Raw genomic sequence first — 14,319 nt, forward strand, 5'->3', positions numbered from 1 at the left:
ATGCGGCGCGCGCGCGACGATATCAGGGCTTTTCTAAGCCGATATCCCGATTGCGTGGCGGTTGAAGTGGCGCGGGTGAAAGGCTCCGCACCGCGCGAAGCGGGTGCATGGATGCTGGTCTCGCGCGAGGGAATTTTCCGCACCATTGGCGGCGGCCAGCTCGAATATATGGCCATCGACCATGCCCGCAAAATTTTGGCGGGCGGCAGCAGCGACCCGATGGACGTGCCTTTGGGGCCGGAAATCGGCCAATGCTGCGGCGGGCGCGTGGGCCTGGATTTCCAGCGCGTCGATCAGGGCCTGACTGCTGAACTTATTGGCCGGATCGATGCGGAGATTGCAACCCGCCCCCATGTCTATGTCTTTGGTGCGGGCCATGTCGGTGATGCGCTGGCCTATGCCCTGTCGCTTGCGCCGGTGCGCGTTGTGCTGGTCGATACGCGCGAGAGCGAACTGCTTGCCGCCGATGCGCCGGGCGTCGAAACCTGCCTGACCGCCATGCCCGAACAGTTGGTGCGATCGGCCCCATCGGGCAGCGCCTTCATCATTCTCACCTATGACCATGCGCTTGATTTTCTGATCGCAACCGAAGCCTTGCAGCGCGGCGATGCGGCCTATGTCGGCATGATCGGCTCGAAAACCAAGAAAGCCACGTTCAGAAACTGGCTCAAGCGAGAAATGGATGGCGGTGATGCACTGTTTGAAAATCTCGTCTGCCCGATTGGCGGCGCGCTAGTGAAGGACAAAAGGCCCGAAATCATCGCCGCCCTGGTGACGGCGGAAGTACTAAGCGCGGTGCTGGCTCCCGCCAGAGCTGCGCAATCGAGCTGAAGTCGTTTTACGCCAATATTTCCCGGATCAGCCGCTGGCAGCGTTCTGCCATAAAGTCGATGATGAGGCGAACTTTTGGATCCTGAAAGCGTTTGTGCGGATAGATCGCTGCAAGCTGGATGGATGCGGGCGGTGTATTTTCAAGAATTGGAACCAGCCGTCCCTCGCGCATATATTCCTTCACCTCGAAGAGCGGCTTGTTGATGATGCCGCGTCCGCCAAGCGCCCATTCTGTCAGAACGTCGCCATCGTCAGAATCATATGGCCCCGTCACCTCGAACTTGCGCCTGCCTTCGGGCGTTTGCAGGGTCCAGTAATACTCCTTGGAGCCGGGAAAACGCAGCAACAGGCAATGATGCTTCTCTCCCAGCAGTTCTTCCGGTGCCTGCGGCACCCCGTGTTTCGCCAGATATTCAGGCGCGGCGCAGATCACGCGCTCGCAATCGAGAATGCCGCGCATACGCAGGTTGGAATTTTCCAGAACTCCCAGCTTGAAGGCGACATCGACGCCTTCGCTCATAATGTCGATCTCGTGATCGGACAGGCGCAGCCGCACTTCAATATCGGGATATTTGTCGTGAAACTCCGGAATGCCCGAAGCGATGAGCCGCCGCCCGATGCCCAGTGGCGCGGTGATGCGAATCGATCCCCTGGGGTTTTGCGCAAGGTCGGCGACCGCCGCTTCGGCCTCCTCCACCGCTTCGAGGATTTTCAGCGCCCCGTCATAAAACAGCCGGCCATGTTCGGTGGGGGTGAGCTTGCGCGTGGTGCGATTGAAGAGGCGCGCGCCCAGATGCTTTTCCAGCTCCTTGATACGATTGCTTGCAACCGCTGGAGAAACGCGCTGGTCGCGGCCTGCTGCCGAAAGATTTCCCAATTCGACAACACGAACGAAAACGCGCAGATTATCCAGATATGACATAGGCTGTTTGCACCATTGTCTAGATTTTTTTGAAAGTGATGGGTGTGATGTAATGTTCCCTCGACTGCGAAGCTTTGGCACATAATATAAAAGCAAACAATGGGAGCACCTGATGTATGATTTTGCCGTAGCCTGGGACTGGCTGGGCTTCGCCGCGCGGTGGCTGCATGTGATCACCGCTATCGCGTGGATCGGTTCGTCCTTTTATTTCATCGCGCTCGACCTTGGCCTGCGCCAGCGTCCCGGCCTGCCGGAAGGCGCGCATGGCGAGGAATGGCAGGTCCATGGCGGCGGCTTTTATCACATTCAGAAATATCTGGTCGCGCCCGCGCATATGCCCGAACATCTCATCTGGTTCAAATGGGAATCCTACGCCACATGGCTGTCGGGATTTGCGCTTTTGTGCATCGTCTATTATGCGGGTGCCGATCTTTACCTGATCGACCCCAATGTGCTCGATGTGTCTGCGCCGGTGGCCATTGCAATCTCCATCGCCTCGCTGGCGCTTGGCTGGCTGGCCTATGACACGATCTGCAAGCTGGCCCTGGGCAAAAGCGACACGCTGCTCATGGTTCTGCTCTATCTGGTCCTGGTCGTGGTCGCCTGGGGCTATACGCATCTGTTTACGGGCCGCGCCGCCTTCCTGCATCTGGGGGCCTTCACCGCGACCATCATGTCGGCCAACGTCTTCATGATCATCATTCCGAACCAGAAGATCGTAGTTGCCGATTTGATAGCAGGCCGTAAGCCCGATCCCAAATATGGCAAGATCGCCAAGCAGCGCTCGACTCATAACAACTATCTGACGCTGCCTGTCCTGTTCCTGATGCTGTCCAACCATTACCCGCTGGCTTTCGCGACCGAATATAACTGGATCATCGCATCGCTGGTGTTTCTGATGGGCGTCACCATTCGTCACTGGTTCAATAGCCGCCATGCGCGCAAGGGCAACCCGACATGGACATGGCTGGCGACGGTCATTCTTTTCATCGTCATCATCTGGCTTTCAACGGTGCCGAAAATTCTGACCGGCGAGCCGGAGGAGCAGAAAATCTCCGCCCTCCAGCAAGGCTTTATCTCCGATCCGCATTTTGAAAAAGTGCGCGACACGGTGTTGGGGCGCTGTGCCATGTGCCATGCCAGGGAGCCGGGCTGGCAAGGCATTATTGCGCCACCCAAGGGCGTCGTCCTTGAAACCGACCGCGAGATCGCCTCTCAGGCGCGTGAAATCTATTTGCAGGCGGGGCGCTCCCATGCCATGCCCCCGGCCAATGTGACCGGCGTCAGCGATGACGAGCGCCGCCTTCTCGCCTCCTGGTATGAATCCGCCATTGCTGGAGCAAAGAAATAATGACCCGACTTCTCATCCGTGGCCGCGTGCTGAGTTTTAATGATGAGCCGCAAAGCCTGGAAGATGCCAATTCTTACCGCTATATCGAAGATGGTGCGGTGCTGGTCGAAAATGGCCGTATTGCGCGCCTTGGCGATTATGCCAGCGTAAGCGCGCAGGCAGGCGCTAATGTGAAACTTGCCGATCACCGCCCGCATCTCATTCTGCCCGGCTTCATCGACACGCATATCCATTATCCGCAGACGCAGGTGGTTGCCTCCTATGCCGCCAATCTGCTGGAATGGCTCAACACCCATACTTTTGTGGCCGAACAGAAATTCGCCGACGAGCAGCACGCAGAATTCATCGCAGAGCGTTTTCTTGATGAGCTGATCCGTCACGGCACGACCACGGCTGTCGCCTATTGCTCGGTGCATCCGCAAAGTGTGGACGCCTATTTCCGCGCCTCGCAGCATCGCAATATGCGTATGCTCGGCGGCAAGGTGATGATGGATCGCAATGCGCCCCCGGCACTGTGTGATACGGCCCAATCAGGCTATGACGACAGCAAGGCGCTGATTGCGCGCTGGCACGGCAAGGACCGGCTTGAATATGTGATCACCCCGCGCTTTGCCATCACCTCGACCCCGGAACAGCTTGAAGCCAGCCAGGCGCTGGCCCGTGAGCATCCGGGTCTTTTCATCCAGACCCATCTTTCGGAAAATCTCGACGAGATCGCGTTTACAAAATCGCTCTATCCCGATGCGCCTGATTATCTGGGCATTTATGAGCATTACGGCCTTCTGGGCAACAAGACGCTGCTTGGCCATTCTATCCATCTGGAAGAGCGCGAAGTGCGCGTGATGGCGCAGACCGGCTCGATTGCCGTCTTCTGCCCGACCTCGAACCTGTTTCTCGGTTCTGGCCTGTTCGACCGCGACCGGCTCAAGGCGGCGGGAGTGCGCATGGCGGTTGCCACCGATATTGGCGGCGGCACCAGTTTTTCCATGCTGCGCACCATGGATGAAGGCTACAAGGTTCTGCAATTGCGCGGAAGCCGCATGAACCCGTTCCAGTCCTTCTATATGATGACGCTGGGCAATGCCCGCGCGCTCGCGATGGAAGACAGGATCGGCACGCTTGATGAAGGCACGGAAGCCGATATTGTGGTGCTCGATTCGTCCGCCACTTCGCCGATGCGGTTGCGCATGGCGGCGGGCGCGACGCTGGAACAGGAACTGTTTTTGTTGCAGACCTTGGGCGATGACCGCGCTATAGCTGAAACCTATATTGCCGGAAAGCCGCTCAAGAGTGTACTTTCATAGCCATCGGGACAAGCATGACCGTAATCGCCGATCCGAGGAAATTCCTCACCAGTCTTTTCGATGCCGCCGTTGCCGCAGCCGACCCCGAACTGACCATCCGCGCCAACCTGCCGCAAAAGCCCAAAGGCCGTACCATCGTGATCGGTGCTGGCAAGGGTTCGGCGCAAATGGCTGCAGCCTTTGAGAAAGTGTGGGACGCACCGCTGGAAGGCGTGGTGGTGACGCGTTACGGCTATGGCGCGCCGTGTGAACGCATCGAAATCATTGAAGCGGCGCATCCGGTGCCCGATGCGGCGGGACTGCAAGCCAGTGAACGGCTTTTTGCGGCCCTGTCCGGTCTCACGCAGGATGATCTGGTGGTGGCGTTGATTTCCGGCGGCGGTTCAGCGCTGCTGCCTTCACCGCCCGAAGGCATGACACTGGAGGATGAAATCGCCGTCAACGAGGCGCTGCTGGCCTCCGGCGCACCGATCTCGGCCATGAATGCGGTCAGAAAGCACCTCTCCACCATCAAGGGCGGCAGGCTTGCCGCCGCTGCCCATCCGGCACCGGTTTTTTCGCTGGTTGTCTCCGATATTCCCGGCGACAATCCCGCTTTCGTCGCCTCCGGCCCCACCGTGCCCGACGCAACCAGCCGCGACGATGCGCTGAAGGTCATCGAACGCTACCGGCTTGATCTGCCGCAGGCCGCGCTTGATCATATCCGGGGTGAAAACTGCCACGCGCCCAGGCCCGAAGACGAGATTTTCGCCAATAATGAAATACGCGTGATCGCTTCCGCCGCCGTGTCGCTGGAAGCTGCGGCACAGGAAGCCAAGCGCCATGGCATCGAGGCGGTGATCCTGTCGGATGCGATGGAAGGCGAGGCGCGCGAAGTGGCGCATGTTCACGCGGCAATCGCGCGCGAAGTGGCGGCTCGCGAGCGTCCGTTCAAAAAGCCGGTTGTCATGCTTTCGGGCGGGGAAACCACCGTCACTATTCGCGAAAAGGGCGGCAAGGGCGGACGCAACAGCGAATTCCTGCTCTCATTCGCGCTCGATATAGACGGCTATGCCAATATTCATGCGCTTGCCGCCGATACGGACGGCATTGACGGCTCGCAGGATAATGCCGGGGCCTTTGCCGATGGCGCGACGGTTTCGCGCTTGCAGCAGGCGGGCGCGGATGGCGCCGCGCGCCTCAACGCGAATGATGCCTGGACGGCTTTCAACGCCATAGGCGATCTGTTCGTGCCGGGGCCGACCGGCACCAATGTCAACGATCTTCGTGCGATTTTGATTCAGGATCAGGACTAGAATCATCATCGAGTAATATGCGGTTGGCCGCGCCGTCGAGATCCTCATACTGGCCGCTTTTCAGCGTCCAGAGGAAGGCGGCGAGGCCAAGCGCGCCTAAAAACAGCGCGATGGGAATGAGGAACAGAAGTCCGCTCATTCATGCGCCTCCCGCATCGTTGCGGCGCGCGCAGTGCCTGCGCTCTTTTGTGTGCTTTGCTTGCCCGCCCTGAGCCGCAGCGCATTGGAAATCACCACGATCGACGAGAACGACATCGAAAGGGCGGCAACAAGCGGCGTGACATAGCCGAAAATCGCAATCGGCACGGCGATGATATTATAGCCGATGGACAGCGCGAAATTCTGCCTGATCAGCTTGCCTGCTTCGCGCGAGACGGCAAGGGCAAGCGGCACGGCGGCGAGGCTTTCGCGCAGAAACACGAAATCGGCGGCGTTGCGGCCAATATCCGCAGCCGTTGCGGGTGCCATGGAAACATGGGCTGCAACAAGTGCAGGCGCGTCATTGAGGCCATCGCCCACCATCAGCACCTTGCCGCCATCGCTGGCAAGCTCCTGCACCAGCTTCGACTTGTCGGCAGGCAGAACCTCGCCGCGATAATTGTCCACACCGAGAAAACCCGCAAGCTTCTGCACCGCCGGCAGCTTGTCGCCCGACATGATGCCGAGCTTCACGCCCTCGCGCTTCAACGCGCCAAGAGCTGTTGCCGCATCCTCGCGCGGGCGGTCCTCGAAATGGAAGGTCTCGACGATTTCGCCATCAATGGCAAGGCAGGTTTGCGGGCCGGAGGCGGCAGGTGCATCGCTTTCGCCGCCAGCCCATTCGCGCTTGCCGAGCCGATAGGTGATGCCGTCCAATACAGCCTCGATGCCGCAGCCGGGCACTTCCTCAATGCGGGTGAACGCGCTCATCGGCTTGCTGCCGGAGAGGGCGGCAAGCGCCCGCGAAAGCGGATGGCGCGAATAAAGCGAAAGTTCGGCTGCGATTTCCAGATGGTGCGGATCGACGCTTTCCTGATCCGCCAGCCTTGGCTGTCCGAGTGTCAGCGTGCCGGTCTTGTCGAAAATCGCGGTATCGATTTCCGCCATGCGCTCCATGGCGGAGCCGTCCTTGATCATGATCCCGTTTTCAAACAGGCGGCGCGCGGCCACCACCTGCACGATGGGCACGGCCAGCGCCAGCGCGCAGGGGCAGGTGATGATGAGCGTGGAAATCGCAATATAGATCGAGCGATACCAGTCGCCACCCGTATGGATCATCCAGCCGACAAAGGCGAGAAAGGCGATGGAATGCACCAGCGGAACATAGAGTTCGGATGCGCGGTCGGCGAGACGGCGATAGCGCGCGCGACCGCCTTCAGCCACATCCATGAGCCGCACCATTTCGGCCAGAAACGAATTTTTGGCTTCCGCTGTCGCGCGGATGATGAGCGGCGCGGAAAGATTGAGCGTGCCTGCGCGAATATCCGACCCCGGCCCCACGGGCACGGCATCGCTTTCGCCCGATGCAATGGCGCAGTCGAGTTCGGAACGGCCTTCCTCTATGCGGGCATCGACCGGCACACGCTCGCCTGCCGCCAGAATGATGCGCATGTCGGGCCGGATTTCGTTGACCGGCAGGTAATTGCGTTCCCCATTCTCGCCGATCACCACCGCACCACGAGGGCTAAGCTGCGCCAGCCCGCGCACGGCAGAGCGCGCCCGCTCGCGCATCATGTAATCGAGCGTACGCCCGATCAGCAGGAAGAACAGCAGCGACACCGAGGCGTCGAAATAGGCATGTTCGCCATGATGCATGGTCTCATAGACGCTCATGGCGAAGGCCAGCGAAATGGCAAGCGCAATCGGCACATCCATATTCACACGCCGCGCCCGCAATGCCTTCCATGCGGAAGAGTAGAAAATACGACCCGAATAGACCAGCGTGGGCAGGGCGATGAGACCGGAAATCCAGTGGAACAGATCGCGCGTGGCCGCATCCGCGCCCGACCAGACGGCGACGGAAAGCAGCATTACATTGCTTGATGCAAAGGCTGCAACGCCGAGCGCGATCAGCAGGCGGGTGAAGGTCGGGTCTTTTTCCTGCGCCAGCTCGAATATATGCGCCTCATAGCCGAGCCTGCGCAGCGTATCGACCACATCGGGCGGGGTTTCGCCATCTTTCCAGCGCACCGAAACGCGCTTGGAAGTCAGATTGACGCGCGCATAGGCAATGCCCGGCAAGGCGTCGAGCCCGTCTTCGATGGTCTTGATACAAAGCCCGCAATGAACGTCGGGAACCGAAAGCTCCAACTGGCGCAGCCCGTCGCCGAGCGCGCGGCTGGAAAATTCCATTTCATCTGGTGAAACAGACTGGGTCGCGACCGCAAGCTGGGCGCTCTCGACACAGCAGCTCATAGCATTCTCCCATTGCGGATGAGGATGCGCAGAATATGGCGATAGGGATCGTCAAGCCCCGCATCTGCATTCACTTCCATGATCCAGCTTCCTTCGCCCAGTTCGACCGGCGCGCTCAGAAAACCGTCCGCACCTGTGTCCAGTTGGACCACGGTGTCGTTCACATCGCCGACCGGACGCTTGAATTCCACCGTGCCGCCGGTGGCGACAATGGCATTGCCGTCACGGTCGTTAAGACGGTAGGTGAAGATGCCGTTTTCATAGGCGGGTTTGGCCTGCCATTGAAGTGCTGCCTGCTGCTTGCCGGTCTGCGCTTTTTCGTTGAATTCCTGGCTGGCGACATAGGTATTGGGGACGACCAGTCCGCTCCAGCTATTGACCGCCTTATAGGCCATGACCAGATTGACGGCGATGATGACACCGAAGAAAGCCAGCATGATGCCCAGCATATGCCAGCCGGTGAACGTGCCTGAAGTTTTCGATTTGACAGCCATCATCTTTTCTCCGGAGCTATGAATGTTGCATCGTAGCGGGCGCTTTCCGCGCCGTCCGCATCGCGCACCTGGATCTCGAAGTCGGAACGATGCGCCTTGATAGCATCTTGCGGCAGGGTGACAAAGACGCGCAATGTCGTCAGGCGGTCGGGATCGACTGCCACCTCATAATTGCCGTCCGCTCCCGCTTCCTCGTCCTGAACGGTCAGCGCCGCTTCGGGCAGCCCCTCGATGGAAAGGTGGAACGTGCGCGGCTGCGGGATCATATTGAGCAGCTTGACCGTATAGCCATTGCGGATCGATCCGTCGGACAGGAGCACATATTGTGGTGTGCGGTCATGCAGCACATTGATGCCGATCCGCTGGCGCATATTGAGCGAAATGACCAGGGTGAGGCCGATCAGCGCCCAGACGGCAAAATAGAAAAGCGTGCGCGGGCGCAGCACCTTTTTCCACGACAGATTCTGCACTGCATCCGAAAACTTGTTTGGCGCTTCATAGACCCGCGCGGGATCGATTGATGCGGTGCCATTATTGGTCGCAAGGTCCATATTGGCGTCATAATCGGCGAGCGTCGCATAGGAAATCAGGCCGCGCGGCTTGCCGATCTTGTCCATCACGGAATTGCAGGCGTCGATGCACAATGCGCAGGTGATGCACTCAAGCTGCTGGCCGTCGCGAATATCGATACCCATGGGGCAAGCGGCGACACAGGCATTGCAATCCACGCAGTCCCCCACCGTCTCGCCCGCGGCGAGGGCCTTCTTGGAGTGGCGCGAGCGCGGCTCCCCGCGCCAGTCATTATAGGTGACGGTCAGCGAGTTTTCGTCCATCATCGCAGCCTGGATGCGCGGCCATGGGCACATATAGGTGCAGACCTGTTCGCGCATCAGGCCACCGAAAACATAGGTTGTTCCGGTGAGGATCGCGACGGTGAAATAGGCCACCGGTTCGGCATGGCCGGTCACGAAATCCATGAGCAGGGTGGGCGCGTCGGCGAAATAGAAAATCCAGGCGCCGCCGGTCAGAATGCCGATGACTATCCAGATGGAATGTTTGCTGACGCGCTTCCATAGCTTGTCCAGGGACCACGGTGCCTTGTCGAGCTTCATGCGGGCATTGCGGTCGCCTTCGATGGCGCGTTCCACCACAAGATAGAGATCGACCCAGACGGTCTGCGGGCAGGTATAGCCGCACCAGGCGCGCCCGGCGGCCGATGTGGCAAGAAACAGCCCCAGTCCCGCCATGATCAGCAGCCCGGCGACATAATAGAATTCCTGCGGCCAGATTTCGATGAAGAAGAAATAGAAGCGACGGTTCGCAAGGTCGATCAGCACCGCCTGATCGGGTGCATAGGGTCCGCGATCCCAGCGCAGCCACGGGGTCAGGTAATAGATGCCCAATGTTACGAGCATGACAATCCATTTGAAGCGCCGGAACTCGCCCTTCACGCGCTTTGGAAAGATTTTTATCCGTGCCGCATAGAGTGACTGGCGTGTTTTGGGGGAATTAACTGCCTGAACGTCAATCCGTTCGACATCATCTGACATTTGCCTTGCTCCTTGGGCATGGCTCGAAAGGCGTCAACGGGTTTTCGAAACCATGCCTGATCAGATAAATTCCGGCCCGCGCACCGTCGTGCGGGCCGGAATTTGTTATTCGCCGCCGCCCAGCGAGTGAACGAAAATGGCGAGCTGCTTGACGGTCGCATCTCCCAGACGGGCTTCCCATGCAGGCATCACGCCGTGCTTGGGGCGCGCGACCTGACGCACGATTGCATCTTCGCCCGAACCGTAGAACCAGATGGCGTCGGTGAGGTCCGGCGCGCCGAATTCGCGCATGCCCTTGGCATCGTCGCCGTGGCAGACCGCGCAATTTTCGGCATAGACCTGCTTGCCGTCCGGGATCATCGCCGGATCGTGCGGCGTGCCCGAAAGGCTGACCACATAGGCTGCGACATCGCGAATCTGCTGCGGTTCGAGAATGTCGGCGAAGGCCGGCATTTCCGAGATGCGGGTTTGCTCATCATCGGTCGAGCGCACGCCATGACGGATGGTCGTCAGGATGTCGTCGACGCTGCCGCCCCACAGCCAGTCATCGTCATTGAGGTTCGGATAGCCCGGCGCTCCTTGCGCACCGGAGCCGTGGCACTGTACGCAATTGACGCGGAACGCCGCAGCACCGCCTGCAATGGCATATTGGCGCAGATTTTCATCGGCCAGAATCTCATGCACATCCTTGGCCTTGATCTGATCGATAATGCCCTGGCGATCAGTAGCAATCCTGGCGTTTTCTTCCCAGAAAGTCCCGCGGCTGGACCAGCCGAGCACCCCTTCGGTGGAACTGGTAATCAGCGGCCATGCCGGATAGGCGATCACATAGAGAAGTGACCAGAAGATGGTCGCGTACCATGTCCACAGCCACCAGCGCGGCATGGGATTGTCGAGTTCGCGAATCCCATCCCATTCATGTCCCGTGGTCGAGACGCCGGTGACTTCATCAATTTGTTTTTCACTCATCTTTATCGTCCTTGAACGGGATATTCTTCGCATCGTCCGCCTTTTTCTTGCTTCCGGGCCGGAAGGCGAAAAGGATGACGAAGATAAAGAAGATCACCATGCCGAGGAGGCCCCAGCTATCGGCGAAAGTACGCATGGTGTTGTAATCCATTGCCTTGTTCCGCTTTATCTTGCCTGGGGCGATTGATCATAGGTCGAGAAATCAACCAGTGTGCCGAGCATCTGCAAATAGGCGACCAGCGCGTCCATTTCGGAGATCACCTGCGGATTGCCGTCGAAATCGCCGATCTTCGCCTTGGGGTAGCGCTCCTCTATGCCGGACGTATCGGCATCGGGATCGGCCTGCGCCTTCAGATCGTCGAGCGCATTGTCGAGCATCTCCTGCGTATAGGGAACGCCGACGCTCACATTGGCCTTGAGATTGGCTGTAATATTGGACGCATCGAGCGGCTTGTTCATCAGGAACGCATAGCTTGGCATCACCGATTCGGGCACCACATCGCGCGGGCGGATGAGATGCTGTACGTGCCATTCGTTGGAATAGCGGCCGCCGACGCGCGCAAGGTCCGGCCCCGTGCGCTTCGAGCCCCACTGGAACGAATGATCATACATGGATTCGGCAGCCAGGCTGTAATGGCCGTAGCGCTCCACCTCGTCGCGGAAAGGCCGGATCATCTGGCTGTGACACAGATAGCAGCCTTCACGCACATAGATGTCGCGCCCCGCCAGCTCCAGCGGCGAATAGGGGCGCATTCCTTCCACCTTCTCGATGGTGTTTTCGAGATAGAAGAGCGGTGCGATTTCAATAATGCCGCCGATCGTGACCACTGCCAGCGAAGCGACCAGCAGCAAGGTGGCGTTTTTCTCCAGTTTGGAGTGTTTATCCAGTACAGACATAAATCATACGCTCCTTATTCGGCAGGCTGCACGACGGTTGCACCGATAGCCGCTCTGGTGCCCCCCATGGGAGCCTCGCTGCGCAACTGGCCACGGATGGTCTGATAGACGTTCCACGCCATCACGAGTCCGCCAGCGAGATAGAACACGCCGCCAAGCGTACGGATGACATAGTAGGGGAACATTGCGAGCACGGTCTCCGCGAAGGAATAGACGAGGAAGCCCTGATCGTCATATTCGCGCCACATCAGGCCCTGCTGGATGCCGGCAACCCACATGGCAGAGGCGTAAAGCACGATGCCAAGCGTTGCGAGCCAGAAGTGCCAGTTGACCATGCGGATCGAATAGAGGCGCTCGCGGTTCCACAGCTTCGGCGCGAGATAATAGACGGCGGCAAAGGTGATCATGCCGTTCCAGCCCAGTGCGCCCGCGTGAACGTGGCCGATGGTCCAGTCGGTATAGTGCGAGAGCGAATTGACCGCCTTGATCGACATCAGCGGACCCTCGAAGGTCGCCATGCCGTAAAAAGCGATAGCCGCGACCATCAGGCGGATGATTGGATCGGTGCGTACCTTGTCCCATGCGCCGGAAAGGGTCATCAGACCATTGATCATGCCGCCCCAGGAGGGCATCCACAGCATGATGGAGAACACCATGCCCAGCGTCTGCGCCCAGTCGGGCACAGCGGTATAGTGCAGATGGTGCGGACCCGCCCAGATATAGAGAAAGATGATCGACCAGAAATGCACGATGGACAGACGGTACGAATAGACCGGACGTTCCGCCTGCTTGGGTACGAAATAATACATCATCGCGAGGAAGGGGACGGTGAGGAAGAATGCCACCGCATTATGCCCATACCACCATTGCGTCACCGCATCCTGTACGCCTGCGAAGGCAGAATAGCTCTTCACGCCAAGGAAGGATACCGGCACCGCCAGATTGTTGACGATATGCAGCATGGCAATGGTGATGATGAAGGAGAGGTAGAACCAGTTCGCCACATAGATATGCGGCTCCTTGCGCCGGAAAAGCGTTCCCATGAACACGATGAGATAGGCGACCCAGACGATGGTCAGCCATATATCGACATACCATTCCGGTTCGGCATATTCGCGCGACTGCGTGATGCCGAGCAGATAGCCGGTCGCCGCCATGATGATGAAAAGCTGGTAGCCCCAGAACACAAACCAGGCCAGATCGCCGCCGAACAGGCGCGCGCGGCAGGTGCGCTGCACCACATAGAACGACGATGCGATCAGTATATTGCCGCCAAAAGCGAAGACTACGCCGGATGTATGCAGCGGGCGCAGGCGACCGAAATTGAACCACGGTTCAAGATTGAGATCGGGGAACGCAAGCTGCGCTGCAATAAGAACCCCCGCCAGAAAACCGACCACGCCCCAGAATACCGTCGCAATCACGCCATAGCGGATCGGCCCGTCCATATAGGTGGACTGGTCGACGGCCTTTTTGGGCGCCAGGCCGTAATCGGCGTTGCGCATCAGCAAAATGGTGAAGATGGCAAGTGTTGCGAACAGAATCCACATATGGGTTCTGAACAGTTCATCATGAGAAAAGCCGGCCAGAAGCACAGCGAACAGTGCTCCAAGACCGGAAATGACGGTTCCAGCGGCGTAGTTCATGAAATCCCCTCGCAGCGCATGACAAAAACTGCCCGCAAAGGACAGCAATAACGATATTTCTGTATCCGCATTGAGCGGATCACTGTCATTGATCTAAATCAAATAGAACTAAAACGGGATGCGACCAAATGGATGGTTGGGAAAATCAGCGCGAACCCGTGTCGCAAACGAGGTGAACGAGAATGTCCACCTTGCTGATCCTGTAACCTGGCGGCGGAGGGGGAAGAGGGCCTACGCTGATGGCTTCGGTGGGAATATCGATGATCCTGTCGTCGGCCTCAATATAGAAATGCGTGTGATCGCCGGTATCCGTATCGAAATAGGTGCGTCCGCCATGAAGGCTGATCTTGCGCACAAGTCCGGCTTCCTCAAACTGCCTGAGCGTATTGTAGACGGTAGCGACGGAAAGCTTTTCGCCGTGCAGCAGAGCTTCCGCATTCAGCATATCCGGAGTGACATGCCGGTGCTCGCCCGTAAACAGCAGCCTTCCGAGCGTGAGACGCTGGCGGGTCGGGCGCAGCCCGGCCCGCCTTAAAATCGCCTTGACCGATGCCACCGTCTGCTTGCCCGGCCTCGATAGGATGGCGGACAAGGCCTGGGAGGTTTTGGTGTCGAGCAGCATGAACGGTCCCGGCTTCTTGGTTGAAAATGAGTATCTGAAACTTG

General features: G+C 58.8%; 14 protein-coding genes. 4 read left to right on the forward strand and 10 right to left on the reverse strand.

What is annotated here, in order from left to right; all coding sequences use genetic code 11:
• A complete protein-coding gene (xdhC, locus tag KUG47_RS03010; protein ID WP_217676456.1) occupies window positions 1-831 on the forward strand; it encodes a xanthine dehydrogenase accessory protein XdhC in 831 nt (276 codons plus the stop codon).
• A 7-nt stretch (window positions 832-838) separates the two neighbouring features.
• On the opposite strand, the gene KUG47_RS03015 is transcribed toward xdhC, so the two are convergent.
• The gene (locus KUG47_RS03015) at window positions 839-1,753 is read right to left on the reverse strand and encodes a LysR family transcriptional regulator (protein ID WP_217676457.1); all 915 of its coding nucleotides are present in this window, start codon (window positions 1,751-1,753) and stop codon (window positions 839-841) included.
• A 112-nt stretch (window positions 1,754-1,865) separates the two neighbouring features.
• Between KUG47_RS03015 and KUG47_RS03020 the strand changes: the two genes are divergently transcribed.
• The 3 genes from KUG47_RS03020 to KUG47_RS03030 are packed head-to-tail and all read left to right on the forward strand — an operon-like array spanning window position 1,866 to window position 5,703.
• Window positions 1,866-3,104 (forward strand): urate hydroxylase PuuD, encoded by a 1,239-nt coding sequence (locus KUG47_RS03020; protein ID WP_217676458.1) that lies wholly within the window; start codon window positions 1,866-1,868, stop codon window positions 3,102-3,104.
• Entirely contained in the window at window positions 3,104-4,408 is a 1,305-nt protein-coding gene (guaD, locus tag KUG47_RS03025; protein ID WP_217676459.1) for a guanine deaminase, read from the forward strand. The genes KUG47_RS03020 and guaD overlap by 1 nt, the downstream gene beginning before the upstream one ends.
• Window positions 4,409-4,422: 14 nt before the next feature.
• Window positions 4,423-5,703 carry a glycerate kinase type-2 family protein gene (locus KUG47_RS03030; RefSeq protein ID WP_217676460.1) on the forward strand — a complete coding sequence of 427 codons (1,281 nt, stop codon included), beginning with the start codon at window positions 4,423-4,425 and terminating at the stop codon, window positions 5,701-5,703.
• Here the strand turns inward: KUG47_RS03030 and ccoS are convergent.
• From ccoS to irrA, 9 genes are all read right to left on the reverse strand, one after another.
• Complete coding sequence (gene ccoS, locus KUG47_RS03035) at window positions 5,663-5,842, reverse strand: cbb3-type cytochrome oxidase assembly protein CcoS (protein ID WP_217676461.1); 180 nt, start codon at window positions 5,840-5,842, stop codon at window positions 5,663-5,665. The two genes, KUG47_RS03030 and ccoS, sit on opposite strands and share 41 nt — an antisense overlap.
• Window positions 5,839-8,097, reverse strand: coding sequence for a cation-translocating P-type ATPase (locus tag KUG47_RS03040; RefSeq protein WP_217676462.1), 2,259 nt, complete (start codon window positions 8,095-8,097; stop codon window positions 5,839-5,841). Before KUG47_RS03040 ends, ccoS begins: the two co-directional genes overlap by 4 nt.
• Window positions 8,094-8,591 carry a FixH family protein gene (locus tag KUG47_RS03045; RefSeq protein WP_217676962.1) on the reverse strand — a complete coding sequence of 166 codons (498 nt, stop codon included), beginning with the start codon at window positions 8,589-8,591 and terminating at the stop codon, window positions 8,094-8,096. The genes KUG47_RS03040 and KUG47_RS03045 overlap by 4 nt, the downstream gene beginning before the upstream one ends.
• Window positions 8,591-10,141, reverse strand: coding sequence for a cytochrome c oxidase accessory protein CcoG (gene ccoG / locus KUG47_RS03050; protein ID WP_217676463.1), 1,551 nt, complete (start codon window positions 10,139-10,141; stop codon window positions 8,591-8,593). The genes KUG47_RS03045 and ccoG overlap by 1 nt, the downstream gene beginning before the upstream one ends.
• A 105-nt stretch (window positions 10,142-10,246) precedes the next feature.
• Window positions 10,247-11,110, reverse strand: a complete 864-nt coding sequence (ccoP, locus tag KUG47_RS03055; protein ID WP_217676464.1) for a cytochrome-c oxidase, cbb3-type subunit III — start codon at window positions 11,108-11,110, stop codon at window positions 10,247-10,249.
• The gene (locus KUG47_RS03060; RefSeq protein ID WP_217676465.1) at window positions 11,103-11,261 is read right to left on the reverse strand and encodes a cbb3-type cytochrome c oxidase subunit 3; all 159 of its coding nucleotides are present in this window, start codon (window positions 11,259-11,261) and stop codon (window positions 11,103-11,105) included. Before KUG47_RS03060 ends, ccoP begins: the two co-directional genes overlap by 8 nt.
• 14 nt (window positions 11,262-11,275) lie before the next feature.
• Complete coding sequence (ccoO, locus tag KUG47_RS03065; protein ID WP_217676466.1) at window positions 11,276-12,007, reverse strand: cytochrome-c oxidase, cbb3-type subunit II; 732 nt, start codon at window positions 12,005-12,007, stop codon at window positions 11,276-11,278.
• A 14-nt stretch (window positions 12,008-12,021) separates the two neighbouring features.
• Entirely contained in the window at window positions 12,022-13,653 is a 1,632-nt protein-coding gene (ccoN, locus tag KUG47_RS03070; RefSeq protein WP_217676467.1) for a cytochrome-c oxidase, cbb3-type subunit I, read from the reverse strand.
• Window positions 13,654-13,798: 145 nt separating this feature from the next.
• Complete coding sequence (gene irrA / locus KUG47_RS03075; protein ID WP_217676468.1) at window positions 13,799-14,275, reverse strand: iron response transcriptional regulator IrrA; 477 nt, start codon at window positions 14,273-14,275, stop codon at window positions 13,799-13,801.
• Window positions 14,276-14,319: the final 44 nt, after the last annotated feature.

Source organism: Falsochrobactrum tianjinense, assembly GCF_019100495.1.
Lineage (GTDB): Bacteria > Pseudomonadota > Alphaproteobacteria > Rhizobiales > Rhizobiaceae > Brucella > Brucella tianjinense.

What these genes read in the sequence shown, in the direction of transcription:
- xdhC (WP_217676456.1), top strand. Translation starts at nt 1, where the DNA reads ATGCGGCGCGCGCGCGACGATATCAGGGCTTTTCTAAGCCGATATCCC.
- ccoN (WP_217676467.1), bottom strand. Translation starts at nt 13,653, where the DNA reads ATGAACTACGCCGCTGGAACCGTCATTTCCGGTCTTGGAGCACTGTTC.
- ccoP (WP_217676464.1), bottom strand. Translation starts at nt 11,110, where the DNA reads ATGAGTGAAAAACAAATTGATGAAGTCACCGGCGTCTCGACCACGGGA.
- ccoG (WP_217676463.1), bottom strand. Translation starts at nt 10,141, where the DNA reads ATGTCAGATGATGTCGAACGGATTGACGTTCAGGCAGTTAATTCCCCC.
- KUG47_RS03020 (WP_217676458.1), top strand. Translation starts at nt 1,866, where the DNA reads ATGTATGATTTTGCCGTAGCCTGGGACTGGCTGGGCTTCGCCGCGCGG.
- ccoS (WP_217676461.1), bottom strand. Translation starts at nt 5,842, where the DNA reads ATGAGCGGACTTCTGTTCCTCATTCCCATCGCGCTGTTTTTAGGCGCG.
- KUG47_RS03015 (WP_217676457.1), bottom strand. Translation starts at nt 1,753, where the DNA reads ATGTCATATCTGGATAATCTGCGCGTTTTCGTTCGTGTTGTCGAATTG.
- KUG47_RS03045 (WP_217676962.1), bottom strand. Translation starts at nt 8,591, where the DNA reads ATGGCTGTCAAATCGAAAACTTCAGGCACGTTCACCGGCTGGCATATG.
- guaD (WP_217676459.1), top strand. Translation starts at nt 3,104, where the DNA reads ATGACCCGACTTCTCATCCGTGGCCGCGTGCTGAGTTTTAATGATGAG.
- ccoO (WP_217676466.1), bottom strand. Translation starts at nt 12,007, where the DNA reads ATGTCTGTACTGGATAAACACTCCAAACTGGAGAAAAACGCCACCTTG.
- KUG47_RS03060 (WP_217676465.1), bottom strand. Translation starts at nt 11,261, where the DNA reads ATGGATTACAACACCATGCGTACTTTCGCCGATAGCTGGGGCCTCCTC.
- irrA (WP_217676468.1), bottom strand. Translation starts at nt 14,275, where the DNA reads ATGCTGCTCGACACCAAAACCTCCCAGGCCTTGTCCGCCATCCTATCG.
- KUG47_RS03040 (WP_217676462.1), bottom strand. Translation starts at nt 8,097, where the DNA reads ATGAGCTGCTGTGTCGAGAGCGCCCAGCTTGCGGTCGCGACCCAGTCT.
- KUG47_RS03030 (WP_217676460.1), top strand. Translation starts at nt 4,423, where the DNA reads ATGACCGTAATCGCCGATCCGAGGAAATTCCTCACCAGTCTTTTCGAT.